Source organism: Microcoleus sp. AT8-A3 (genome assembly GCF_036705675.1).
Lineage (GTDB): Bacteria > Cyanobacteriota > Cyanobacteriia > Cyanobacteriales > Microcoleaceae > Microcoleus.
Genome location: NZ_JAUBVD010000078.1, coordinates 1 through 25,594, shown reverse-complemented (window position 1 = coordinate 25,594; position 25,594 = coordinate 1). Strand labels below are relative to the sequence as shown.

Sequence of the window (25,594 nt, the reverse complement as noted above, 5' to 3'; positions counted from 1 at the left end):
ACTCGCAGCGGAGTCAGGCTAACCGTCCCTGGATAGGAGAACCTATCCATTTAGGCTAAACGAATCGCACACCGGAATTAATATTAAACTCCTTAAATCCTAAGAAAGCGAATCCGTTGCAGAACTTCCTTTTTTCGCAACAACAAAACAGAAAAAACCCGGTTTGTCCAAAAAACCGGGTTTCTAAATACCCTCAAAGCTTTAGGTTTAATAAAGCTTTGATTCTTAACTCAAAACTATCACCACTCCCAACTTAAAACTGTTGAGATTTTGCTGTTGTTTTTGCCCGATCGAGCTTTAAGATCAACACCCCCAAAGGTGGCAAACACAAGTCGATCGAATAAGCACTGTTGTGGAACCACCACTCCTCAGTCCACTTGCCTCCCAAATTCCCCATATTGCTGCCGCCGTATTCCCGCGCGTCGCTGTTAAACAACTCCGTATAGAAACCAGGTTCCGGCACTCCTACGCGATAGTGAGAGTGCGGCTGCGGGGTAAAATTGCATACTGTCACCACAAACTCGTCGCCATCCTTCTCTCGGCGCACAAATGCCACGACACTGTGTCGGTTGTCGCTGCAATCAATCCACTCAAACCCATCCTCAGCAAAATCTTGACTGTAAAGTGCCGTTTCGCTGCGGTACAAATTGTTCAAATCTTTAAAAAACAGCTTCAACTTTTGGTGCGGCTCGAATTGCAGCAACTGCCACTGCAAATCCCCCCAAACGTTCCACTCGTGCCACTGGCCGAACTCCATCCCCATAAAGATCGTTTTCTTTCCGGGATGAGTAAACATAAAAGTAAACAAACACCGCACGTTTGCAAACTTTTGCCATTCGTCTCCTGGCATTTTCCCGATGATGTGGGCTTTGCCGTGCACTACTTCATCGTGGGACAAAGCCAGCATGAAATTCTCGCTGTGGTTGTACCACATACTGAAAGTTATGTTGTTCTGGTGGAACTGGCGGAACCACGGGTCCATGTGGTAATAGTCGAGCATATCGTGCATCCAACCCATGTTCCACTTCAGGTTGAAGCCCAAACCCCCTACATAGGTCGGCCAAGATACCATCGGCCAAGAGGTAGATTCTTCGGCGATCGACAGCGCACCTGGGAAATAGCTAAAAATGACGTGATTCGCCTGACGCAGAAAATCTGCAGCCTCGATATTTTCCCGGCCCCCGTACTGGTTGGTCAGCCATTCTCCAGGTTCGCGACAGTAATCCAAATAAAGCATCGAGGCTACGGCATCTACGCGAATCCCGTCGATGTGGTACTTGTCAAACCAGAACAGAGCGTTTGATACTAGGAAATTCCGCACTTCGTTGCGGCCGTAGTTAAATACTAGGGTTCCCCACTCTTTGTGTTCGCCCTTGCGGGAGTCGGCGTGTTCGTACAAGTGAGTTCCATCAAAGAAAGCCAAGCCGTGGCCGTCTTTGGGGAAATGTCCCGGTACCCAGTCCACCAGTACGCCAATGCCGTTGGCGTGGCACTGGTCAACAAAATACATGAAATCTTCAGGTGTGCCGTAGCGGGAAGTTGGGGCGAAATAACCGGTGACTTGATAGCCCCAAGAACCGTCGAAAGGATGTTCGGCGATGGGCAGCATTTCGATGTGGGTGAATCCCAAATCTTTGACGTATGGTATCAGCCGATCGGCTAATTCCCGGTAAGTCAGAAAGCGCGCCCCCGGATTGAGTTCCGAAACCTGCACGGCGGGTTGTATTTCCCCATTTGGTAGCACGGCGGGTTCGTCAGTAGCGGCGTGCAGCCAAGAACCGATGTGGCATTCGTAAACCGAAACCGGCTGCGTCAGTGGGTCTGTGTGCCGCCGCTTTTCGATCCAAGCGCTGTCGTGCCAAGTGTAGGTATCTAAGTCGGTGACAATTGATGCTGTTTTGGGCCGCACTTCTTGCTGGAAACCGTAAGGATCGGACTTTTCGTAGGGATGTCCGTCTTGGTTTTTCACTTCGTATTTGTAGGAAGTTCCCACGGATAGTCCCGGAATAAATAATTCCCAGATGCCGTTTTGCGATTTCCGCATTTGATGTTTGCGGCCGTCCCAATAGTTGAAATCTCCTAAAACAGAGACATTGCGGGCATTCGGGGCCCAAACGGCAAAATATACTCCTGTGATGCCGTCTACTTCGGTGAGGTGCGCCCCCAATTTTTCATAAATCCGGTGATGATTGCCTTCTGAGAATAGGTGCTGGTCGAATTCTGTGAGTTTGGGCGATCGAAAGGCGTAGGGATCGTAGATGAAGCGCTCGTGTTCCCCTTCTTTGACCCGCAATTGATAGTTTGCTAGTTCTGGGGTGTCGATCGTACATTCAAAAAAGTGAGGGTGATGCTCTGATTTCATCGGGTATTGGGCCCTGGCCTCCGGCAAAACTACGGATACCGCATCCGCATTCGGCAGATAAGCTCGGACGACCCAGACTTTTTTGCCATTTTCTTCGATCGCATGAGGGCCTAGCACTTCAAATGGATCGTGGTGCTGATTCCAAACAATGCGGTCAATCTGTTCAAAGGGGACGGTCGCGGGCATAAAACTACTTACCTCAATCTTTTAACTAAATGGCTTTCAAAACCTAGAGCGGCGCTGCACTTTACATTTCGATACATTTTTGATTGCTGATCCTACCACTGATTAGCACGATCTTGACTGCTGCAGATCCAGCGCGCGTCCTTGCACACACAGCAGGCTGTTGCCTTGCCGACGGCCGAGCTGGGGTTTTACTGCTAACATCTAAGTATAGAAATAGTGAACGAACCTGACGGTCAACTGAGTACAGTTAGACCGCCGGCTTCTTTTTCCTTTTTTTCAAAGGCTTTTTTGAGTGACGGAGTTCCCCCGCCACTTTCGTAACTTAGACCAATTCTCTTTATAAGCTTAGCTGAGTTTTTATCTCGATCCAAAGATTCTCCGCATTGACAAGAATGCCAGCGCTCCGACAATTCTTTCGGTACTTTGTTGAGGCAATTCCAGCAATGTTGAGAAGTTCCTCTTGGAGAGACAAACAAAATGCTTTTACCCAATTTCCAGGCGACATATTTTAGGACGCTGGCGAATTGCCCATGAGCAGCATCAAGCATGGATTTATTCAAGCCACTTTTAGCTGACTGACCGTTCGGCAAATAAACCAAATTACCATTTTCAACATCTGTCTTGGGCTGGGCACGTCTAGTTAAATTTTTGACACTCAAGTCTTCAACAACTAAAACCTCACATTTACCGAATAGCTCATGTGCAGTTTTAAACTGAAAATCTAATCGGGATCTAGCTACAAACTGATGGAGTTGGGAAATCTTGTCCTTGATAATCTTCCAAGGCTTAGAACCCTTGACTCTATTAGCTAACTTCGCTTGAAGTTTTGCCAATTTCTGGGCAGAATTCCTCAAAAACCTAGGATTCTCAACTCTCTCGCCATTGGAAAGATAGACGTAATTAGTGATTCCCATATCGATGCCAACAGTATTTTCGACCGTCGGTTGAATTTCTGCAACCGTTACGGGAACTGTTTTATCTTCTAGCGTCAGGGAGATATACCACCCATCAGCTTCTCTGATAACTGTTCCCGTCTTAACTGTGAACCTTGTTGGTATTGGACGGTGGAAAACCATAGGTACTTGACCTATTTTTGCGAGGTCAATACAAATCCTATTTTCCTCGTCCTTGACAATATCAAGATTGTCTAGTTGAGGATAAGTGAAAGATTTGTAGTAATGAAGCCCTTTGAATCTGGGCTTGCCTCTACGATTGCCATTTGTGTCCGGCGTGGTGAAATTTGAAAAGGAAGTTTCCACCCTGTTGACGACATCTTGCAAGACCTGCGAATCTAACACTTTATAATCAGGGAATAACTTTTTTGTGTTTTTCAGGTCAGCCAGTTGTATGGTTTGCCACTGTACATATCCGCCTTCAATGTTCGAGAAAACATCACCTTTCCTGGTTAGAGGATTGCCTGACTCATCCTTTTTTCTACCATCCCTAGTTTGCACTCTCGTCAAAGAAATATTTTGATAAATTTCCTCAATCGGGACTATCGAAACAATCAAGGGGCAGGCGTTGATAGGTGTTCTCGTGGCTGACCACCACCTAAATCTATCGCCAAGTCGGTAGTTGTACTGCCGACGACAGAGCTCTAGGTGAGCCACCATCGTTGTTAGTTGGGCTTTTGTGGGTTTGAGGCGGTATTTGTAAGTGAGTTGCATTTTTTAACTTTCTTTTTTCGACCTTTGCATAGTATAGTTTGTGTATGTCCAAAATGCCACACCAAAGATTACCATTTCAACACTTAGGAAGTACATCGAAAATCAAGATACTTCCGAAGATTAATTCATAGTGGCTAAGTCTAATTGTCGGTTTCCGTCCCTCCACCCGACGCTTCTTTCCATCACGCGGGCGTAATTCCCAACGGGGTACTTCGCGCAGCGCTCAGATGTGTCCCCTCTAAATATACCGAGGGACTTCCCGGCTGGTAGTTCAAACAAATTGAAAAATTTATATTTTTTCCCAAATATCCTTGACTTATTTTTTTATATGTGATCGGGAGTTTTTATTAAACTCTTGTCGATTGGCGACTCCCGGAGGGTCAACCCTGTAAGTGTTGGGGAGCAGTTAATAGTTTACCTGGAATTTTCAGGCAGGGAGCATCGCCCGATCGGTAGACTTTCACATCTCGGAGGCGGGGTTTCCCCACAAAGTCCGTAAATTTGGGCAATACGCTCAAACGGCGAAGGATGCTTAACTCGGTATTGAGGAATCAAAGCTAAAGGACTCAGTCTTCGAGCATCCAAGTCTCTGCTTGCTTTCCTCTCGTCTGCGGGCCACAGCGGCGGGGATGGCAAGCGAGACTCCATAGAGTGCAAAATTTGCGTCGAGTCTCGCTTGCCTCCGGTTGATATTCAGTTGAAGCAGCAGCACTGGCAATGTCCTCAAACATCCTGTCACAGGCTTGAGTTTCAAAAGGTGCAGGCCGGGAGTCATTCGATTTTAGATTTTAGATTTTAGATTAAAGAATTGACACCACGGATAAATCCGGGGGCTTGAGGCTGCAAGGATTTTGGATTGATTCCACGGATAAATCACGTGGCCGGTACCATCAAGAAATTATTGGTCAAATTTTCTACTTGAAAGGGAATGCTCCTGTAACGCAGCGAATCAGCGGACTTTGCTGCGGTAACGGGACGTACTGAACTTTAGTAAAAGCAGCAGAGAATCACTAACACCCAACTTGAGACCTAGACCTATGAGATGAAAAAATGCGAGGAGCGAACGATTTTTCACCTGGAGGCTAGGCTCGTTGGGAACCAACTCCGAGATAGCCCTAGTTAGGGCTTTTTAGGAGCAGGGGCAGGGCTAGTAGTTGGAGTAGCCTTTGGAGATGGAGAAGAAACAGGAGGATTAGTAGTGCCAGCGCCCGGAGAGGGGCTAGGGGAGCTGGGGGTGGTGGTATCTCCTCCGCAGGCGCCGAGGGCTGCTGCCAAGCCCACGACCAAAGTCAAACGAATTAATCCTTTGTTCATAAAAACTCCTTAAGATTGAAAACCCATCGCAAGGAAGGGAAGAGTGTACTTGAGAAACAATGCTGGCACGAATAGCTCAACGATTCGCTCGTTGATTACAATACTGCATTTATTAATAAATTTCACATAGATTATCGCTAACCAGCAAAGATTTCTTTTTTTTGGCAAATCCTGAAGTCAAAGAGACCAGTGGTAGGATGGGTTGGTTGGCTTGTGAGGTATCCTTGGTAAGGATAACCGATCGAACGCAGATAGCCACTACTGGCGCTCTGGGAGACAAAAAACTCTTAACCTCAATCAAGCTGAAGCTACCCCACTTTACGTATTGGTGAACTTTATGACCGCTGCTATCAGATCCCCGGATTCTCCCCGCTCCCGATCGACCCGCAAGCCCGCTGCTGGCCCAGCCAAAAGCAAAGTTACTTCTATTGCCAAAGCTAGGCGGGCGAAGACAGGGCCGGTATTGCCCAACTACTCGCCAGCAGACGAACAGGCTCAGGTTCGGCAGTCCGCATCGGTGCTGAAAGTCTTGCCCAATCGCCAGCAGCAGCCAGTGTGGTTGCGCTCGCTCCTGCAGGCACAGCGCGCCTCCTCAGTGGTAGCAGTTATGCTTTTGGGCGGTGCTCTGAGTCTCTACGGCTTGACAGTTTACGGCGAGCAGCGCTGGAGTCAGGAGTATCAAAAACTGGAAACTCTGCGCCTCCGGGAACAACAATTGAGTGCTTCTAGTGAAGTCTTGAAACACCAACTTGCTAAAGAAGCCCAAAATCCCGAAACCGGTTTGGCTCCGCAGAATCCTGGGGACACGATTTTCTTGCAGCCGGCCCCTGAAACTCGATCGCCCGTTGCGGCACCAAATTCTGAGCCCGCTCTCCAGAATCGAGCCGGTGTGGAAACACCGCTGGGCTATTAAACCTGTGTCAAAGCGGAGAGCGCCCTCCGGGCATGAGTGTCCGAGGGCATGAGAATTTGAGGCTCTAATTTCCTTTTTGACTTTTTTCCAAGTCGCGATCGATTTTCAGTTTCCCACCGGAAGTTACAGATTAAAAATAATTAAGACCACTTCAAAAAACAGAATGCAACTTTAGGTGCGATCCAAACCCTGATAGGGACTGCTCATTCCCAAGCCGTGAATTTTATATTTTAAGATTTAAGTTATAAATTATCAATTATACAACGCTCTAACTTGCTATTGAATTTTTAATGCCATGAGCTACGACCCCCGTTTTGACCGCTACAGATCGCCGAATTTCAAACGCACAAAACAGGCGGGCGATTCCCTACGGGATAGCTTCGCCGCGCGTACTGGGTGGAAAAAATCAGCAAAACCTAGAGATTCCGGCAGTTTCGGCCGATCGCCACAACAGACGGCTGCATCTTGGGGGCGACCGGTGGAGCGTTTAAAGCGCAGCAAGTTCCGTTTGTGGGCGGTGTGGGCGGTGTTGATGCTGGGGGGGCTGGGGCTGGCTGTGAATTTGTTTTATTTGCAGGTGACGCGAGCTCCGGCGCTGCGTAAACAAGCTCTTCAGCAGCAAACTCTCAAAACGAAGCCGTTTGTACCGAGACGCCCGATAATTGACCGCGCAGGAAATGTTTTGGCGATCGACAGACAGGTGTACACGCTCTACGCTCACCCGAAGTTATTTAACCACTCGAAGGCGGAAATTGCTGCTAAGTTGGCTCCGATGCTGGCGATCGAACTGACTCCGGGCACTACGTCGGAAACTGAATTGATACGTAGGTTTAATCTTGCTGAAAGCGGTATTACAATTGCGGAGTCTCTACCTCAAGAGGTTGCCGATCGCGTCGCTGGGATGCAAATTAAAGAGAGTCTGGTGGATGGCTTGGAGTTGCTGCGTCAGCAGCAGCGTTTTTACCCACAGCAGGAGTTGGCGGCGGATATCCTCGGTTATGTGGATGGGGAACGGAAGGGACAAGCTGGGGTGGAATACAGCCAGCAGAATTTGTTGGAACGATCGATGCCGTCGATTCAGTTTAGCAGGTCGAGCAATGGGAATTGGGTTCCCGATCGGCTGACGGCGGGATTTGTGCAGCTTGATGACTTGAAATTGCAATTGACGATCGACAGTCGCTTGCAGCGGGCGGCCCGAAGTGCCCTCAAGGAAAAAATGAAGCAACACGATGCGAAGCGGGGCACAGTGATTGTGATGGATGCCAGTAACGGGGAATTGCTGTCAGTTGTGGCGGAACCTTCTTATGACCCGAATCAATATTTTAATTTCGATTTGTCGCGCTATAAAAATTGGGCTGTAACTGATGTTTATGAGCCTGGTTCGACTTTTAAAGCGATTAATGTGGCGATCGCTCTGGAAGCGGGTGCGGTGAAACCTAATACTGTGTTTAACGATGAAGGTCGGATTTACATGAATCCCTGGACTATCCAAAATTCCGATTACCAAAGAGCAGGCGCGCGCGGCCCTTCGACTGTTACTGAGATTTTGAAACATTCTAGTAATGTGGGGATGGTGCACATGATGAGAACCATGAAACCTTCTCTTTACTATCAAGCTTTAGAAAAACTTGGACTCGGACAAACAGCAGGAACTGATTTGCCTTTTGAAGTAAGCAGTCAACTTAAAAATCGAGAGCAATTTATTAACTCTCCTGTGGAAGTTGCTACTACGGCTTTTGGGCAAGGTTTTTCGATTACTCCGATGCAGTTGGTGCAGCTTAACGGCGCTTTGGCTAATGGTGGCAAGTTGGTGACTCCTCACGTTGTGCGGGGACTTTTTGATAGGGAAGGTGAAGCTTATTGGAAGCTTCCGAGGCCGGTTCCAAAGCAGGTTTTTTCGCCGGAAACTACTAAGCAGGTGTTAGAAATGATGGAAACTGTGGTTGATGGCGGTACGGGGAAAGCTGCACAAATTCCTGGGTATCGGATTGCTGGAAAAACGGGCACGGCTCAAAAAGCTAATGCTGGTGGGGGTTATTCTGACAAGGCGATTATTACTAGCTTTGTGGGGATCATGCCTGTGGAGGCTCCTCGGTATGTGGTTTTGGCGGTGATTGATGAGCCGAAGGAGGGTTCTTCGGGGGGTACGGTGGCGGCGCCGATTGTGGAGTCGGTGATGGAGGCGCTGATTTCTATTGAGAAAATTGCGCCGAGTAAGAAGTAGTTGATTATACAGCATATTCGGTGGTTGATGAAGTAAAGTAGCCGCTATATTTATGTTGTGTGATTTTAATATGTAGGGTGCGGATCTGCGACCTTTTAAATAGAACTTGCAGATTGACGGGTGTATCCGCACCTTACTTAGGAATGAGAATTAAATAACTCCCACTCTTGAAAGTGGGATGGGCGTCCCGCCCGTCCTTTTTGGACGGGCGGGAAGCCCATTCCACAATAAAAATTAAAATTGTAAGTTATTTAATTCGCGATCCTTACTACAAGATTGTGTGTACTTCATGAACCTGGAATATGCTGTATCTGAGATGTTGCACCATTCTCAATAAGCCTTTTATGAACAGGCTTTTCTGCCTGTTCCACAAGAAAATTCACTCTTTGCGGAACAGGGCGAAAAGCCTGTTAAGCGAGAATGGTACTCTGGGCGTGAGTTAGATCGGAGATATTGCGTCAAGAATTGACATCGAATATAAGCATCGACAACAAGGCTATTGACGACGCGGTAATGCCGTTTCCCTAGCCCAAAATAATTGAGCGCCCTGTCAGTAACAATATCTTTTGTTGTCGTTGGGTTTTGATTGTCTTTGGGAGGTGCGTTTATGTCCTAGGAGAGTGGAGATGATGATGCAGCGTTGGCTGTTTCTTAAATTGGGATGATATAGTGTTAGGGTTCCTTTGGCTCTTATACTCGTTAGCGTGCAGTCGTGGTCGCTTCGAGATACGGGGCAACCTCTGTGGTTGAACATGACGCGCCGGATTGTGCCGTTTGTTTTTTGCTCGTTGCTGTCATTTACTTGGAGCACTGTTGTTTCATCTGGATCTATTTGAATTTGCGGTTCTAGGTTTTTCCATTGACTGGCTGGTATTTGGGCTGGGGGAATGTCGGCTGGATGGACTGCTACTTGTACGTTTTCTCCTACTTGTTTGAAGCTGGCTTGCCATGAAATTTTGGATCGTTTGGCGTTGCTGCGGGCAAGTTCCATTGCCCAATAAGCCCGATCGAGCGATACCTTTAAACGGTGGTTGTTGATAAACATTAGCCAAGAGGGGGCGACGATCGCACAAAATATTCCTATGATTAAAATAATTATCAATAGCTCAATCATGGTAAAACCTGGGGCAGGTGTAGTGGCTCTGCCTTTGAGCGTTTTATTTATTGACACGTAGATGCACTCCCTGATATTTAGCTGGACAAAAAAACAGCTAGGAGGAGCTATTTTTTATTGGGTATATTTTAACTTTGGGTTTGGCGAGTGTGTAGATCGGTATTTACTGAAAATTTATGCGACTTTAAAAAAACTGCGCCCGATCGCACCAGATCCCGAAGATATGTAGGGAGAATCTAAATGAAAGCAGCCAAGCTAGGAATTGGAGTTTTGAGGCAGGAGGGAGAAGAAAAAGCTCTCCTGAGTTTATGGCGTAAAATATAGCAATCAATACAGTGAGAGGGATGAATTTTTATTTATGAATGAGAATTAAATAACTTCCACTCTTGAAAGTCGGATGGGCTCTTATAGCCCGTCATGAGTGGACGGGCGGGACGCCCATCCCACAATAACAATTAAAATTATAAGTTATTTAATTCGCGATCCTTAGACTATCTATTAGACTTGGCTGGAGTCAAGGTGAAAACTTGTACTCAAATAGAGGGACAAGTTTACTTTCTATCCTCGTGTTTTAGCGTCAGGAATAGTTGGCTATCACGGCGAGAATTATACGGGAGAACTCCATCAGAATCGTGCACAGTTGTGGGCGATCGCGATCGGATATAATCATTGCCCGGTTGATTGTAGGGAAACGGCACTCCGGTGTCCTAATTTCGGGTAATATCAAATCTGTTAGCATCGAAATTATTCATCTATCTATTCTCGACCTCTGGGTAAATGGGCGTCAATCCCTTGTCCGGGGCGGTTAATACATTCTCTTTTTTTCACCGCAGATATCAGGGCTGTTTCATTCTCTTGTAGGGGCTGCCCCCCGTGGCAGCCCCCATGTCTCAAACGCCTGTGAAGTCGTCTCTAGGGGTAGGCATTCTTGGCACTACAAGAGTCAAAATCGGGATTTTCGCGAGAATGAAACCGCCCTGCCCTGCTTGAGGGAGGGATTACTTGTTATCTTGAGGTTTATTTAAAGAATTAAGATGATTGTTCATATCCTGCAAATATTTTGCTAAAACAGGATACTGCGAAGTTGCTAGGAGTGCATCTTTTTTCTGGCTGACAGTTGTTTCTAAGGGCAAAACGCGATAGTTAGTTTTATTGTTCTGAGTATAGCGGTGTACCCAAGTAGGATGTGTTTTTACATCGGTAATTTCTGTGGTTTTTTCGGGAAATTTTTTGCGAATATTTACTTGCAAAATCACGCCTAAGTCTGTATATTTTTTATTCTGACCGGAAATGAAGTTTCCCATTGAATAAATGGCTACAGCTTTGCGGGTTTTGCCATTTTTGCCGGGAAAATTAAAAATTTTGTAAGGTTGGACGACGTGGGGATGGCTGCCTAGAATGATGTCTGCACCGGCTTTTAATAGGTTTTCAACTAATTGTTTTTGTTGGGGGTTTGGCTGGCGCTGATATTCGTCGCCAAAATGCAGGGAAATTGCGATAATATCTGCTCCTTGTTTGCGGGCTTTGGCTATGTCTTTGACTATCTTTTTTTCGTCGATTAGGGAAACTAAGTAATCTTTGCCTTTGGGTATGGGAATGCCGTTTGTGCCGTAGGTGTAGGCTAGCTTGGCTAGTGAAATGTTGTTTTTGGTGCTGATAAAAGTGCGATCGGCTGCGGCGGCTGATGTGGCTGTTCCTATGGCAGCAATTTTGCGATCGCTCAGATTGGCGATCGTCCTAATTACCCCTTTTTCTCCACGATCTAAAGCATGATTGTTCGCTGTTGTCAAGATATTAAATCCGGCTTTTTTAGCAGCATCCGCTAATTGAGCCGGTGCGTTAAATAGCGGATATCCCGTATATCCGCCCGCATCGGAGCCCGCTAAAGGTGTTTCGAGATTTCCGATTACCCAATCGCCTGTTGACAGGATACTTTTAACTGGTGCGAAGAAATTGTCAAAATTGTATGTTTGCTTTTTTGCGTCGTAGCCCGATCGCGTTTGGGTACTGTGCATCATGATGTCGCCGACAGCAATTAGTTTTGCTTCTTTGATCTCAGACTTGGGTTGGGGGGGAACAGGGGTTGCTATTGGCGAGCGACTTTCTGTAGGCTGTGTGTTGGTTTGTGGCGTTTGGATATTGCAGCTAGCCATTAACAATGCAGCTATTACCGAGAGCGTCGGGGGAAATTTCATAATTTATCTATAGTAATTTATCGTGTTTATGGTATCATTAATAATCGCAATTTAGGCAGTTTTTTTTTTTGAACCACAGAGAGCACAGAGAACACAGAGGAAAAGAAGAAAACAGAGATGTTGACAAGTTTTGTTAGGATATCGATGGTTTGCTGGCTACTGGAGAAGGAATGTTTAAAAAATATTTGATTATTGGATTTATCATTTTTGCATCTGTTATCGGTTTAGGTACTTTGAGCTATGCTGAAAGTTGGGCCGATAAACCTTTTGAATTTGCCTTGATTGGCGATTTGCCCTACAGTGCCGAACAGGAAGCACAATTTCCGAGTTTGATTGCAGATATCAATCGATCGCCCGCAGCGTTTGTCGTCCACGATGGCGACATTAAAAACGGTTCTAGTGTGTGCGATGATGCAACGTTTGTCAGCCGCAAGCAGTTATTTGACAATTTTGAGATACCGTTTATTCTAGCTTATGGTGACAATGAATGGACGGATTGCCACCGTTCAAAAAATGGCAGTTACGATCCAGTAGAAAGACTCGCTAAACTGCGGGAAATATTTAGCAACGGTAATCAAAGTTTGGGAAAGCGCACCTTAACTCTCACCCGTCAAAGCGAAAACCCGCAGTTTGCTAAATTCCGCGAAAATGTTCGCTGGATTTATCATGGCGTTGTATTTTTCGCGATTAATATGCCGGGAAGCAACAACAATTTTGGCCGCACTCCCGAAGCAGATGCAGAATATGCCGATCGCAATTGGGCTAACTTAGCCTGGATCAAAGAATGTTTTGCTTTAGCCAAACGCAGCAACAGCAAAGGAATTGTGTTAGTTGCACAGGCAAATCCGGGATTTGAACTCGATCCGACGGACAAAAGAAGAAGCGGCTACAACGATTTTATCGCAACTCTGGAAACAGAAACAGGCAATTTCCCAGGGCAGGTTGTATTCGTTCACGGCGATACTCACTATTTCCGCATCGATAAACCTTTACCATATTTTACCGATGAGACTCAATTACCGAGAATGAAAAATTTTACTAGAGTTGAAACTTTTGGTTCTCCAAATGTGCATTGGTTACGGGCTTTTTATGAACCGGAAAATCCTAATTTATTTGAATTTAAGCAGCAGTTTGTTCCGCAAAAATAGGCTGTTAAACAAAATTTTTATGCCAAATAAATATTTTTTGGATTACAGTGAAGATAGGTAGAATCGAGGAATTTATTTATGACGATCGCAACTGAGCGCCTCACCCTTGAAGAATTTCTGAAACTGCCAGAAACCAAACCTGCTAGCGAATATATTGAGGGGGATATTATCCAAAAACCTATGCCGAAAACAAAGCATAGCTTATTGCGATTAAAAGCCTGCAACGAAATTAATCAGGTGACGGAAACTCCCAAGATAGCTTATGCGTTTCCAGAGTTGCGGTGTACGTTTGGCGGTCGATCGATTGTTCCAGATATTGCGGTACTATTGTGGGAACAAATTCAATTTGATGAGAGCGGTGAACCAGTCGATGATGTGCGAATTGCGCCGTATTGGGCGATCGAAATCCTGTCGCCACAACAAAGCTCAAATCGCGTAACTAGAAAAATTATTCACTGTCTGCAACATAATTGTCAGTTGGGGTGGCTAATCGATCCAGACGATCGATCGATTTTAGCGTTTTTGCCCAACCAACAACCGCAATTCTGCGAAGGTAGCGATGTCGTTCCTGTGCCCGAAATGATTCCCCTGAATATCACCGCCGAACAGGTGTTTAGCTGGTTGAGAATGCAAGAATGAATCAGGGCGATCGTCTTTTTTTACATGACATCCGGTTTTAAATCTCCTTTTTTAAAGTCTCGCGTTGCGCCGAAGCAAGGCAAGTGTAGTTGCGGTTTCAACCGCCGATCGTAGGGGCGGGTTTCACCGACAATTATTGTCAATAATCGACAATCTAGTAAACCCGCCCCTACCCAACTGTAAATCCCCATCTATGTTTTTCTACTGCGATCGAAATCAAGGTTCATGTAGTTATTGGTGGTGTGGGGGCGGGTTTATATAGATTGTTTGTACTCGTTATATATTGTCTGTAAAACCCGCCCCTACATATATTGTCTGTAAAACCCGCCCCTAGGAAATTCCCTATTTCCGCCACCTGTCAAATTGGTCTTCGGAACAGCCATTAATAAATTGATTGCTCACCCAACCGTCAAGGATTGTCAAAGTTTCATTAGGAGGATTACCTGAAAATCTGGCCGCAATTTTCACCCACTTACCTTGTCTGCTGACAGCCCTAACTCCGTCTCCCCTTTTCAATTTAGCAACAACTGGGTACTGATTGCCTGGGCCTTTGCGAATGTTAATAGCGCCACCTTCACCAGTAATAAACGAGCATTGAGTTTGCTTTTTTAAAGCTTCTGCTTTTGCGGGAGCCAGACTTTGCTGCTTGCCGAAAACAGGAAAACTGTAAAGTGAGAAGCTAAAACTTGCAACGACGGCTGCAATAAAAAAGGCTTTTGATTGAGTGAAAATTAGCATTATTTCATTTCCTTGGATTGGCTGAACTGAAGTCCTGACTATAATTTTTTTGAGAAGGGCTTCAGTCCTTACTACTAACTGTTATTTGACAGAGGCAAACCATTCGGTAACACCTTGGGCGATCGCCGCGGCTAACTTCTTCTGTTCTGTCGGATTCACAATCCATTCAAACTCTTCGGGATTGATCATAAATCCCAATTCCATTAAAACAGATGGAGCAACTGCAGGACGAGTCATGGCTAAGTTGTTCCAGAATACACCATAGCTCGGACGGTTCAACTTGGCAACTAAATAATTGTGCAAAAACATTGCCAAACTGTGCGCTTGCGGGTGAAACCAGAAAGCGCCGACGCCTTTAGTATTAATGGCGTCGCCGTTATCCGGCAAAGCATTGTAGTGAATTGAAATTGCGATCGCAGGTTCTTCTTTTTGAATCATTTCCACCCTTGGCGGCAAATCCAAATCGACATCTTCTACTCGCGTCATTAGCACATTCGCGCCCCGATTTACCAATTCCTGTTGCACCAATTTCGACACCGTTAAAGCTACTGTTTTTTCCCTAATTCCCACTGGGCTCACAGCACCTCCATCCTGCGGCCCGCCGTGTCCCGGATCGATGAGAATCTTAATTCCCGACAGCGGTTTTGCTTGCGACACAGGCATCATGCTTGTATTCACCGGCGGGTGTTTTAAAGACAGCACTAAAGTTGTGCCGTCGTATCTCAATTTATAGCCCCACTGTTGGGCCGATTTGAGATTAAAAGTGTATTGTACTTGCAGTGGCGATATTTGTTGCCATTCCAAACGCGAAATTACCGGGTCATCGTCGAGGCGAATAATGTCAGTTTGAGCGGTGGTATTGTACAGGGTTAAGGTGAAAGTGCGTTCTCCTTCCTGCACGGTGACTGGGACGGGTGTTTCTAAGGGAAATAAGACCTCTGTCCAGCCGGAAACTTGACGCGATCGCGCGCTGCGAATAATCGATCGCGGAGGCACTGCATCCTTGACAATTTGCACTTCCGATGCTTTAATCCAAGCACCGTAATCAAGTCTGAGCCATTCTCCCTCGCGCCCAATAATTGTTGCTCGCGTTCCCTTCGGCAGCGGTGTCATCCGAGAAAAATCTGTACTCGCCCCGGTTCGGGCAACACCCGGATCGGCCGTTACTTCTGCTATTTCTAAATCCGCCGGAGACAGAATAGAAATCTTGCCAGTACCTTGTTGGCTGATAGTTTGACCGTTCATTGTTAGCTCAAATACAGGCACTCCCAAATCCACTTTTTCTCCTTTTAGTAGCGAGGAGTTAGACTCATTGCCCCCCGTTGGCAAGGCGGCATTAGACTCATTGCCCCCCCTTAGCAAGGGGGGGTTGGGGGGGGTTTTACCGCAGCCTTGATACTGTTCGCTGCCGCCTTTTTCGATCGGGGAGTTTTCACCTAACAGTACAGATTTGTTATCGGGTAGTTCCACTTGCGATCGCGCTTTTAAAGGAATAGTAACTCCCGCCAATTTTACTGAAACTTGAGCATTCGCCGGTGCGATCGCCCCAAAGCAAATATATTCCCCCGGCAAACTCGCGACATCGACTTTCGGCGTCAGGGAATCTTTAGCAAAAGCCAATCCTACAGGGGCTATCGGCTGATTAGACTCGCGCGTCACCTTAATTTTGACTTCCTGATTTTCGTAACGCAAGGTAAAGAGATTTTCGCCGAGTTGCAGCGGAAAAGTCGGGGCGAAATGACCGACTGCCGTGCGCGAAATTTGGTTGCCATTTACTAAAACTTGTCCCGGTGCGGGCGCTGTACCGATTAAAAAGATGCGATCGGCTGTAGTTTTGTGGTTGGCGGGAGGATAAGCGAGAAACAAAGGTTGAGCGGCGACAGCTACAGAGGCGATCGCCATTATCAGGCCAAACACAACTAATCCTAAAAATTTTCTCATTCTACATCGCAACTAATTGACACTCTGTGGGTTATTTATACTAGAACTTGCCCTAAGAAACCGGATTTCTGAGGATTAGCCGTAAGTCTTATTTACTAGACACGGCTCATTTTATCAGGTTTGTAGTTGCAATTGAGCGATCGGCAATATAAATTCCCGCGTAAAACCATTAAGTTTTAATTAGTTCAGAGGTCGTTCTCCACAGTTGATCCAACCGATTCGCCGGCATCGTCAGATACAAAACATCCCCCGTACTCAGACAACAATTCAGTAAATCCCAGCCGTGGAGAGTTTGACACTTAGTTTCCACATAAAGAGGCACAAAATCAGCAGACTTAGCAGCATCTTGAATACGGTGGCCACAGAAAGGATGGTTTGGCGTAATCAAGGTGGCCAAGCAAACCCAGAGACTGTCAGCAGTCATTCCGTTACCCAAAATTCTGCCTCCAATTGCCGCCGCCGCGAAAGCAGGAGCAGCCAATTCCGTCGGGTTCAAAACTCCTTCAAACTCAAAAACTTGCTGCACCATCAAAGCAAAATGTGGGTCTTGATTGCGGACAATAACCGATAGTTTGGGCGCCAATCCTTTAGCGCTTAAGGCAATTTCGACATTAGACATATCGCTGCTAGTTACCGCCAAAAGTGCTGCAGCTTGCTTAACATTAGCAGCTTCCAAAGTTGCGGGCAAACTGGCACTTCCCTGAATGACCGGAATTTTCATTGAGCGAGCCGTGCTCAGAAATCGGCAGTTTGGATCTTGCTCGATCGCCACAATATCGTAACCGTTAGTGTGCAGTTCTTTAGCAATTTGGATACCTATTCCTCCGAGCCCGCAGATAATGTAATGATGGCGCTGCGGCACTCGCGCCACATCCCAATATTCGGTAAAGCGAGTTCCCAATACATAATCGTTGAGCAGTGCGTAGCAGATGCCGATGATGCCAGCTCCAACTAACATCATGACAATTGTAAATAGTTTAATGCTTTCGGGAGCTTGTTCGGCTACTTTTTCATGGCCTCCGGCTCCGGTAATCATCCCTACTGAAAAATAGAGAGAATCGACAATTGAGATATGCTCGTCAACACAAATATAGGTGGCAGTAGCAACGGCAATCATGGCCAGCAGCGTCAGTACAACAATTACTGCTGCTTGGCTGTGCTGCTGAAATCTGTGCAGCCTAGTTAATGTTTTGAGCAGTTTTTGAGTTAAAGTTTTTTGGGGGCTGTGGAGAGTCGGCTGAGTTGCAACAATTAGCCGATCGCCCTGCTGACACTGCCGATCGGCAAGCACCGCCGATACTAAATCAGTTTTGTTAGCAGCCGGGAGATAATAAATCAACATTCGCGATCGATCGTCCCACAAATCGCTCAGTTTGCGATTTTTCCAAGGATGTGTTTCATCGATATATTCTTCGTGAATCGGCCAAGTGCGATCGAACAAACGCAACTGTCCGATCGCCTGATTGCCGAGAGCCGCAAAGGCAAAAACCGGAGCAGCCAATGATGAAACGCTCATGGAAGTGTGATCGGGCAAAGTGTGGTCAATCCTGTCGCCCAAGCTAGTATTGAACAATCTGTTGATAATGCGAATCTGAGGATTGAGAATCCTCGCTTGCATCAAAATTGCCAAATTCACAGCATCATCGTCTCCTGCAATTACTAAAGTGTGAGCGTTTTGAATGCCTGCCGTCAACAAGGTAGAAGCTGCTTGCAAATTACCGACAACCACATCAGAAGTTTCGCCGCGAATTGGGCGATCGCTAATACCAACCACAATCGCTCCTTGCTGTCTCAACAAACAAAAAATCTTGTGGCCCGTGTGCCCCAACCCGCAAACAATGATTCGAGGTTTCATAAAAAGTTATTTGCCAGCCAATTTCGGAGCTGTCCTTTGTAATTTTACTTACCATTGTTGACTGTCGTGGCTTTGCAGAATGTAGCTAAAAACACTATCTAGGATACTTGTGCCACAGTCTCGAAGTGTTGGAAACAAAGAAAAAGCTGTGCCGTGTTTCTAAAGCCGCGTTCCCAAGTGTTGAAATAAACACACCACACTGCCATGTACCTACAGACATGAGGTGCAACTAACCTGATTTAATATTTGAAAAATATCCGGGTGCGACAGCCAACCAGCGGAATTTGAATAGGTAGGGACAGGACACTGCCTATTAGTCACAACTTAAGGTTAAACCCCTAGTCCGGCAGGGGTTAAAACCCCTGCCTAATAGCGAAAGTCCTCGCTATGAGGACTAATGAGTTTAACAGTCTTTTTCTCAGTCCTCTTTAGAGGACTTTAGCTTTGAGGCAGGGAATTCATTCCCTGGCGGACTACCGGTTTAACCTTAAGTTGACACCAATAGACACTGCCCTGTCCCTACAACTATGACTTCCTACATAAATTTAGCTGCCTTAACGGCAGGAGTTATTATGAAATTGACTGCACCCTTATTAGCATCCGCTTTAGTTTTCGTCGGTACTGTCGCCTTTGCAAGCCAAGTGCAAGCAGATCCAGCCAGCAACTCTTGGAATAGCACTAGAACAACATTTCAGTGCGTTACTTCCGGTCGGAATTTTGTCACAATTGCGCGCCGGGGAAATGTCACGACAGATCCAATGATTCTGTGGAAATCTACCGAGTTCGGCCGGGAATATACACCTTGGCAGCGCTGTCAAATTGTTTCCAATAGATTGACCAAAGCTGTTGCCCAGAATGGCGGCAGATTGAGCAACTTGCAGTTAACAACAGGAATTGTTAATAACTTGCCAGTAGTTTGTTACGTGAACGGACGGGGGCGCTGCAACTCTCAAAATCTGCTTTTCACCCTAGACAAGCGCAATGCTAAAAATCCCGGTGATGCTTTAACGAAATTGATTAATTTTGCCCAAGACGGCAGCGGGCCCGTGGCAGTGTTCAGAACCGGAGCTCCATCGGCTGCACCGCAGTTTGTTCCCTTTGGAGATATGGTCGATCGAGCTTTTAATTCTCCCAACAAGAAACCGTCAGTTCCTGTAGCAAAACCGCAGGGCGATCGGGGTATTTAATAGCCGCGCCTCTAACTTGCACCTGACAAATTTTGAAACTATTGTGGGGAGTAGGGGTTGGGCTTCTAGCCCGCCCCTAAATATTTAGACTAAAAAAACTACACTGTCACCCCTTCAATCTTCTCATCAGTTAACTCGTACAACTCGCGCAACTGCTGTAATTTATCCGCATTCGGCTGCCAAAAACCACGTCCGTTAGCCTCCAACATTCGCCCTACAATATTGCGAAAAGCTTCAGGATTAGCCTCCCGCAACTTCTGCGCCATTTCCTGATCTAAAGCATAAGTATCCGCAGCTTGTTCGTACACCCAACTATCAGTAAAATCAGCCGTTCCGCCCCAACCAATTAACGCCGTCATCCGCTGCGAAATTTCATAAGCGCCGCCCGAACCTTGATTGACCATCGCGTTAGCCCACTTAGGATTTAGCAACTTAGTTCGATATTCCAAACGCAGCAAATCTTCTAAATTGCGCGGAGTTGTATCCTGAGAAAAACTTTCTACAAAACTGGTATTGACTTTTTTGCCGCGTTGCTTTTCTGCGGCTTTCTTCAAGCCGCCAGTATTCGCATAATACTCTTGAATATCAGTCAAACCGTATTCCACAGAATCAATTTCTTGAATTATGCGATCGCACCCTTGCAACAACTGAGTCAAAACCTCCGGCCTCGCTTCCCCCTTATCCTTCCTCCCGTAACTAAAAACATTGCGACTTTCCCAAGTTTTCCCCAACTCATCCCCCGATTCCCAACTACCATCAACAACCCTATCGTTAACCAAAGAACCAAAATCCCCAGCCGGATTAGAAAACAACCTTGCCGAATAATTCTGCACACCTTTTGCCTGCAAAATCAAAGCGTGTTTGCGAATAAAATTCTCCGATTCCGGTTCATCAGCATCCGCCGCCCGCACGAACAAATCATCCAACAATTCAATAATATTCACAAAGCTATCACGGAAAATCCCCGAAAGATTTCCCAACACATCAATCCGGGGATGACCGACCTCAGCTAACGGTTTTAATTCATAGCGAACAATGCGGCCAGTACCTTCTTTTAGAGGTTCAGCCCCCACCAATTCCAGCATAATTCCAATAGATTCGCCCCGCGTTTTAATCGCATCCAAACCCCACAACATCACCGCCACAGTCTCAGGATAATTCCCCTGTTCCTCAAGGTGCTTGTCGATAATTTTCCGAGCAATTTCGCGCCCCCTTTCATAAGCAGCAGGAGAAGGCATCCGATAAGGGTCTAAAGCATGAATATTCCTGCCAGTTGGCAACACCCCAGCCCCATCCCGCAACAAATCCCCACCCGGTGCAGGCAGAATATATTCCCCATTCAAACCCCGCAAAAGATTAGTCAACTCATCCGTCGTTTGCAACAACAAATCACGCACCAACAAACCCTCCTCAAAAACCCCACCCAACCCCTCTTTCTCTTCCTCTCTGCGCCCTCTGCGCCTCTGCGGTTCATTTTCTTCAAAAACCAGTTTTTGCACCTGTTCCTGTGATAACCTCTCCCCAAAATAAGCCTCAAGATAAGAGGTCATTTCCTCAGAATTAGGCGGTTCCCCAAGAACGTGCAAACCCGAAGAAAACAAGCGAGATTCCACCACCTGCAAATACTCGTAAAGCTTCACCAAATAGCGGTTAAAAGCATCAGCACTGAACATTCCCACATTCTCAAAACTAAAAGCAATCCCCAATTTTCGAGCATCCTCAAACGGACAATCAGCCTCCAAACCGCTATCTAAAATTTTCTTACAAATAGCCTCTTTCAGCACATAATTCTTAGCCGTATCTTCCCGATATTCCGCAATCAAATCCCGCAAAGCCATCAATTCCTTGTACAATCCCGCGCGGCCGTAGGGCGGCACGTTGTGAGAAATCAAAACACCGTAACCGCGCCGTTTTGCCAACATCGATTCCGAGGGATTGTTGGCAGCATAGATATAAAGATTCGGCAAACTTCCCAACAGAATATCCGACCAAGAATAGCCAGTATTTCCCAGAGGAGATCCCGGCAACCATTCAACAGTGCCGTGCATTCCGAAGTGAACCACAGCATCAGCTTGCAAATCATTTTGCAGCCACTTGTAAAAAGCAGCGTATTGAGGGTGAGGCGTCAAATCGCGATCGAACATTAAGCGCATCGGATCGCCCGAAATTCCCAGCGGCGGCTGCAAACCTATCCAAACATTGCCCAGTTGAATGCCACCGATTTGGAACTCGTCGCCGTCTGTCTTAATTCCAGTACCCGTTAAAGATTTCCACTGTTTTTCGATACGACTTGTTAACAGATAGCCCAGCCATTTTTCTAAAGTTTTGACATTAACAGTCTCTTTTGTGGTACGGGCATCTTGCCCCTCACAAGTAGCTTCATCCGCTTCTTTCACCCTGCGAATTAACTCCTCACCGTCAGCCGGAATTTCTCCAACTGTATAACCTGCTGCTTGAAGTTTGTGCAGGAAATTTAGCAGCGATTTCGGTACATTTAATAAAGCAGCCGTACCCGCCGCCCCGTAACCGGGAGGAAACCCGTAGAGAATAATCGCAATTTTCCTTTCAGATGGCGGAGTTTGACGTAGTTTCACCCAATTGTTAATTCTACTTGTCAGGCGTTTCGCCCGATCGGGAACCAGATAAATATCCTCACCCACCAAACCGCCCAGGGGAACAGGATCGATCGCACCATCCAACTCAGGCAAAGCATACAATACCACACTTTGCAAACCTCCAATCCCCTGACGAGTCCAAGAATGGATATCCTGAATCAGCAGAGGTGCGGACACAAAATAAGGTACATTTTTAGCAGTTAAAATGCGTTTAGCAACTTCCACCTGACGCCCCGCCTCCATCGAACCAGCAGGCCCGCCAACCAAAGGAAAGCCAATAGTAGAAACAATCGCATCAACTTCCACGGCATCTTTAGAAAGCGAAAGAGTTTCAATATTGCCTTGTTTTCGGCGCGCAGTTTCACCAGCAGTCGTCATCCAATCCCGCACCGCCACATGGCCTTCAACGCCATTGATAAAAATCGGCAAAGGCACAATTCCCGCATCTTCAAAATAGCGAATTAATTGAGGAATATAAGGCTGCTTGGTGATAACGTGTTTGCGGTAAAGCAAGATGCCCACAACAGGGGATTTTCCTCTGTCTGAATTTTGAGACCAATTGGTCTCAAATTTTGTGGAACGGGCATCTTGCCCGTTAGAAACCCGATCTAAATTTTCAGACAAATTAGTCTCAAATTTTGTGGAACGGGCATCTTGCCCGTTATAACCCTTTCTATCAAGATGTCTAGCCTCTTTTGTGGAACGGGCATCTTGCCCGCTTCTACTCATTTGATTACCGAGATACCAATCCAAATATTGCCGAGGCGATTCAAAATAACCATTATAATCAGGATGCAATAAACCCATATTGGGAGTTTCCACAGGCGGCGGAATTTCTGCAACTTTCAGCCCCAAATATTTTTCGGCAATAATCCAAAACATCGAGACAACATTATCCGCACCGCCCGCATTCCAGTAACCATAAATAATCAGCCAGTTTCGCAAATCTTGCACTTTTTGCACCGGCACATATTTTAATAACTTCGGCCCCACCTTCAAAAAGCTGATATAACCAGCCAGCTTATCTTCTTCTCGCCCATTGCTGAACTTATCCAGAATAAACTTAACAGGCTTCGGCATTCCCTTCGGTTTGTCGCCAATTTTAAAAGCGCCGATTTGAGTAAGACTCATCAATTCCAAAGCCGACTCAAAAACCAGGCGAATCGGAATATTTTGTACCCTTTCCCGCAGCCATATTACCGCATCGTAATCAAACAGCAAACTCCCGAAAAATACATCAGCATTCGAGAGGGCGGCTGCTACAGCGTCAGGTTCGTCTGCGAGGGCGCGATCGCTAAAAACCCGTACTTCCAATCCCTGACAGCCAGAAACAGCCAACTCGGCAGCTTTGCGGTACAAATCAGCATTAAAAGATTCAAACCCTGCAATTAAGACAATGCGTTTCACAGCCAAACCTCGAAATATTTATTGATTGTAGCCTGTTTTAATTAGGTTATATTATATTAGATAGCATCCTCGGTGGGGGTGGGGCGGGTTTAGTAGATTTCTGGTGTTGTATTGCAGACCTTGGCGAACCCGCCCCTACATTACCAATTATCAATTATCAATTCCTAATTTCCGTCGCAACTCTCATAAAATCTAAAATCTAAAATCTAAAATCTAAAATGGTTCGAGTTCCTCCCGCAATAGTTATCTTAGGTCAAAACAGCCTGCCGATCGCCAAAAAAATCTCCGCACATTTCCCCGGTTCCCAGATTTACGGTTTAATCGATCGCACTTCCAACACAGACATCAAATTTAGCAACTTCGGCGAAACATTGCGGGAATTGTTTGCAACAGAAACCCCAATCATCGCCATCTGCGCCGCCGGAATAATCATCCGCACCCTCGCCCCGCTGCTGTCAGACAAACGCGCCGAACCGCCAGTTTTAGCCGTCGCAGAAGACGGAAGCGCCGTCGTACCGCTGCTGGGCGGTTTGCACGGCGTTAATGATTTGGCCAGAGAGATTGCAGCCGCCCTGGGCGTACAACCTGCAATTACCACCACCGGAGATATTCGATTTCGCACCGCGCTGCTGAGTCCTCCCCAAGGCTATTCTTTAGCGAATCCAGAGGACGCGAAGACTTTTATTTCAAATTTGCTCGCCGGGGCAAAAGTACGCCTAGAAGGGGCTGCAAGCTGGCTTTCTGAGAGCAATTTGCCGTTAGCGAAGCCCGCCCCTACGGGGGCTACGCCAACGAAGAGGATCGCCCCCGACGCAAAATTGACTATCCGCGTCACCGAAAAAGCAATTGCGCCAACGCCAGATTGTTTGGTTTACCATCCGCAAATTGTGGCAGTTGCACTCACAAAGCTATCGAATATTGAGCCGGAAATAGCGGTTTCATTAGTCCAGCAAGTCTTGGAAAAAGCAGGTTTAGCAGCAGCTTCTGTTGCTGGATTTTTTGCATTAAAAGATGAGATGGGAAATCCGGCACTTGAAGCAGTTTCACAATATTTTAAAGTCCCCGTCCGCTTTTTCAATCTATCCGAACTTGTCGAATTAGACTCAATTGAATTCATCGAAAATAAGGCCGCACAAATTGCCCTGACAGCAGCCGGTGCAAACAGTCACTTAATCGAATGCGATCGCACTTTAGCCCTGAATTGCGCGATCGCCCTGGCCGCCGAACCCTTTGATGCTAGGGCGATCGGCATTAGCCGCGGCAAACTGGCGATCGTCGGTACCGGCCCTGGCGGCGCGCCCTGGATGTCCCCGGAGGTTAAGGAAATTCTGCGCGAAGCCACGGATTGGGTGGGTTACAAGTTCTATCTCGACTTAGCTGGAACCCTGCGGGAAGGACAAAAGCGGCACGATTCCGACAACCGCGAAGAGATCGATCGCGCCCGTTTTGCCCTAGATTTAGCAGCATCGGGCAAATCTGTCGCCGTGGTTTCGTCGGGAGATCCGGGTATTTTTGCGATGGCTGCAGCGGTGTTTGAGGCGATCGACTTTGATGCCAAACCCGAATGGCAAGGCATCGATATTCGGGTGGCACCGGGCATTTCAGCCATGCAGGCGGCCGCTGCTGCGATCGGAGCACCCCTCGGACACGATTTTTGCGTGATTTCGCTTTCGGATATTCTCAAGCCTTGGGAGGTCATTGAACAGCGGATTTCTGCTGCTGCGATCGCAGATTTCGCGATCGCATTTTACAATCCCATCTCGAAACAGCGGATTTGGCAACTCGCAAGGGCGATCGAGATTTTGTTGCAAAGTCGCGATGCTAAAACCCCCGTCGTACTAGGGCGAAACCTCGGCCGGCCCGGTCAATCTGTGCGGGTTTGCACCCTCGGCGAATTCCAGCCCCAAGACGCTGACATGAGAACTTTAGTGATTGTCGGTTCCAGTCAGACTCGGATTATTCCCCGCAAATATGGAGATGTTTGGGTTTACACGCCGCGCAGGTACGAAAAATAAGGATCGCGAATTAAATAACTTACAATTTTAATTGTTATTGTGGGATGGGCGTCCCGCCCGTCCAAAAAGGACGG

Annotated in this window: 16 protein-coding genes; 6 read left to right on the top strand and 10 right to left on the bottom strand. The window is 46.7% G+C overall.

Translation table 11 applies throughout. The features are described from left to right. Positions 1-253: 253 nt before the first annotated feature. The 3 genes from glgB to QUB51_RS27555 form a co-directional block, all read right to left on the bottom strand. Positions 254-2,548 carry a 1,4-alpha-glucan branching enzyme gene (gene glgB / locus QUB51_RS27565; protein ID WP_333055765.1) on the bottom strand — a complete coding sequence of 765 codons (2,295 nt, stop codon included), beginning with the start codon at positions 2,546-2,548 and terminating at the stop codon, positions 254-256. A gap of 233 nt (positions 2,549-2,781) precedes the next feature. Next, a complete protein-coding gene (locus tag QUB51_RS27560; protein ID WP_333211716.1) occupies positions 2,782-4,215 on the bottom strand; it encodes a transposase in 1,434 nt (477 codons plus the stop codon). A 1,119-nt stretch (positions 4,216-5,334) separates the two neighbouring features. Next, positions 5,335-5,529 carry a serine protease gene (locus QUB51_RS27555; protein ID WP_333055767.1) on the bottom strand — a complete coding sequence of 65 codons (195 nt, stop codon included), beginning with the start codon at positions 5,527-5,529 and terminating at the stop codon, positions 5,335-5,337. A 337-nt stretch (positions 5,530-5,866) separates the two neighbouring features. Between QUB51_RS27555 and QUB51_RS27550 the strand changes: the two genes are divergently transcribed. Together QUB51_RS27550 and QUB51_RS27545 are read left to right on the top strand one after the other, a co-directional pair. Next, positions 5,867-6,442: a hypothetical protein gene (locus QUB51_RS27550; RefSeq protein WP_333055768.1), complete on the top strand. Its 576-nt coding sequence runs from the start codon at positions 5,867-5,869 to the stop codon at positions 6,440-6,442. 295 nt (positions 6,443-6,737) lie between these two features. Continuing rightward, entirely contained in the window at positions 6,738-8,666 is a 1,929-nt protein-coding gene (locus QUB51_RS27545; RefSeq protein ID WP_333211720.1) for a penicillin-binding protein 2, read from the top strand. Positions 8,667-9,216: 550 nt separating this feature from the next. On the opposite strand, the gene QUB51_RS27540 is transcribed toward QUB51_RS27545, so the two are convergent. After that, positions 9,217-9,780, bottom strand: coding sequence for a transcriptional regulator (locus QUB51_RS27540; protein ID WP_333264134.1), 564 nt, complete (start codon positions 9,778-9,780; stop codon positions 9,217-9,219). Positions 9,781-10,778: 998 nt separating this feature from the next. Further along, positions 10,779-11,975 (bottom strand): CapA family protein, encoded by a 1,197-nt coding sequence (locus tag QUB51_RS27535; RefSeq protein WP_333211724.1) that lies wholly within the window; start codon positions 11,973-11,975, stop codon positions 10,779-10,781. A 170-nt stretch (positions 11,976-12,145) separates the two neighbouring features. On the opposite strand from QUB51_RS27535, the gene QUB51_RS27530 reads away from it, so the two are divergent. Together QUB51_RS27530 and QUB51_RS27525 are read left to right on the top strand one after the other, a co-directional pair. Then, entirely contained in the window at positions 12,146-13,123 is a 978-nt protein-coding gene (locus QUB51_RS27530; protein ID WP_333264130.1) for a hypothetical protein, read from the top strand. Positions 13,124-13,201: 78 nt separating this feature from the next. Next, on the top strand, positions 13,202-13,762 hold the full coding sequence (locus QUB51_RS27525; protein WP_333264127.1) for a Uma2 family endonuclease: 561 nt from the start codon (positions 13,202-13,204) through the stop codon (positions 13,760-13,762). 20 nt (positions 13,763-13,782) lie between these two features. Here QUB51_RS27525 and QUB51_RS27520 read toward each other — a convergent pair whose 3' ends face one another. From QUB51_RS27520 to QUB51_RS27505, 4 genes are all read right to left on the bottom strand, one after another. Continuing rightward, a complete protein-coding gene (locus tag QUB51_RS27520; protein ID WP_333211731.1) occupies positions 13,783-13,953 on the bottom strand; it encodes a hypothetical protein in 171 nt (56 codons plus the stop codon). A 151-nt stretch (positions 13,954-14,104) separates the two neighbouring features. Then, entirely contained in the window at positions 14,105-14,500 is a 396-nt protein-coding gene (locus QUB51_RS27515; RefSeq protein ID WP_333055776.1) for an SH3 domain-containing protein, read from the bottom strand. An 81-nt stretch (positions 14,501-14,581) separates the two neighbouring features. Further along, positions 14,582-16,441, bottom strand: coding sequence for an N-acetylmuramoyl-L-alanine amidase (locus QUB51_RS27510; protein WP_333055777.1), 1,860 nt, complete (start codon positions 16,439-16,441; stop codon positions 14,582-14,584). A 169-nt stretch (positions 16,442-16,610) separates the two neighbouring features. Then, complete coding sequence (locus tag QUB51_RS27505; protein ID WP_333211735.1) at positions 16,611-18,296, bottom strand: NAD-binding protein; 1,686 nt, start codon at positions 18,294-18,296, stop codon at positions 16,611-16,613. 572 nt (positions 18,297-18,868) lie between these two features. Here QUB51_RS27505 and QUB51_RS27500 point away from each other — a divergent pair. After that, positions 18,869-19,483 (top strand): COP23 domain-containing protein, encoded by a 615-nt coding sequence (locus QUB51_RS27500; protein WP_333055779.1) that lies wholly within the window; start codon positions 18,869-18,871, stop codon positions 19,481-19,483. Positions 19,484-19,581: 98 nt separating this feature from the next. Here QUB51_RS27500 and QUB51_RS27495 read toward each other — a convergent pair whose 3' ends face one another. Continuing rightward, positions 19,582-23,505 carry a cobaltochelatase subunit CobN gene (locus QUB51_RS27495; protein ID WP_333264124.1) on the bottom strand — a complete coding sequence of 1,308 codons (3,924 nt, stop codon included), beginning with the start codon at positions 23,503-23,505 and terminating at the stop codon, positions 19,582-19,584. Between the two features lie 218 nt (positions 23,506-23,723). On the opposite strand from QUB51_RS27495, the gene cobJ reads away from it, so the two are divergent. Then, positions 23,724-25,520 carry a precorrin-3B C(17)-methyltransferase gene (gene cobJ / locus QUB51_RS27490; protein WP_333264121.1) on the top strand — a complete coding sequence of 599 codons (1,797 nt, stop codon included), beginning with the start codon at positions 23,724-23,726 and terminating at the stop codon, positions 25,518-25,520. Positions 25,521-25,594 lie beyond the last annotated feature (74 nt).

Coding starts and splice junctions, on each gene's coding strand:
- glgB (WP_333055765.1), bottom strand. CDS start 2,548: ATGCCCGCGACCGTCCCCTTTGAACAGATTGACCGCATTGTTTGGAAT.
- QUB51_RS27560 (WP_333211716.1), bottom strand. CDS start 4,215: ATGCAACTCACTTACAAATACCGCCTCAAACCCACAAAAGCCCAACTA.
- QUB51_RS27555 (WP_333055767.1), bottom strand. CDS start 5,529: ATGAACAAAGGATTAATTCGTTTGACTTTGGTCGTGGGCTTGGCAGCA.
- QUB51_RS27550 (WP_333055768.1), top strand. CDS start 5,867: ATGACCGCTGCTATCAGATCCCCGGATTCTCCCCGCTCCCGATCGACC.
- QUB51_RS27545 (WP_333211720.1), top strand. CDS start 6,738: ATGAGCTACGACCCCCGTTTTGACCGCTACAGATCGCCGAATTTCAAA.
- QUB51_RS27540 (WP_333264134.1), bottom strand. CDS start 9,780: ATGATTGAGCTATTGATAATTATTTTAATCATAGGAATATTTTGTGCG.
- QUB51_RS27535 (WP_333211724.1), bottom strand. CDS start 11,975: ATGAAATTTCCCCCGACGCTCTCGGTAATAGCTGCATTGTTAATGGCT.
- QUB51_RS27530 (WP_333264130.1), top strand. CDS start 12,146: ATGTTTAAAAAATATTTGATTATTGGATTTATCATTTTTGCATCTGTT.
- QUB51_RS27525 (WP_333264127.1), top strand. CDS start 13,202: ATGACGATCGCAACTGAGCGCCTCACCCTTGAAGAATTTCTGAAACTG.
- QUB51_RS27520 (WP_333211731.1), bottom strand. CDS start 13,953: ATGGGGATTTACAGTTGGGTAGGGGCGGGTTTACTAGATTGTCGATTA.
- QUB51_RS27515 (WP_333055776.1), bottom strand. CDS start 14,500: ATGCTAATTTTCACTCAATCAAAAGCCTTTTTTATTGCAGCCGTCGTT.
- QUB51_RS27510 (WP_333055777.1), bottom strand. CDS start 16,441: ATGAGAAAATTTTTAGGATTAGTTGTGTTTGGCCTGATAATGGCGATC.
- QUB51_RS27505 (WP_333211735.1), bottom strand. CDS start 18,296: ATGAAACCTCGAATCATTGTTTGCGGGTTGGGGCACACGGGCCACAAG.
- QUB51_RS27500 (WP_333055779.1), top strand. CDS start 18,869: ATGAAATTGACTGCACCCTTATTAGCATCCGCTTTAGTTTTCGTCGGT.
- cobJ (WP_333264121.1), top strand. CDS start 23,724: ATGGTTCGAGTTCCTCCCGCAATAGTTATCTTAGGTCAAAACAGCCTG.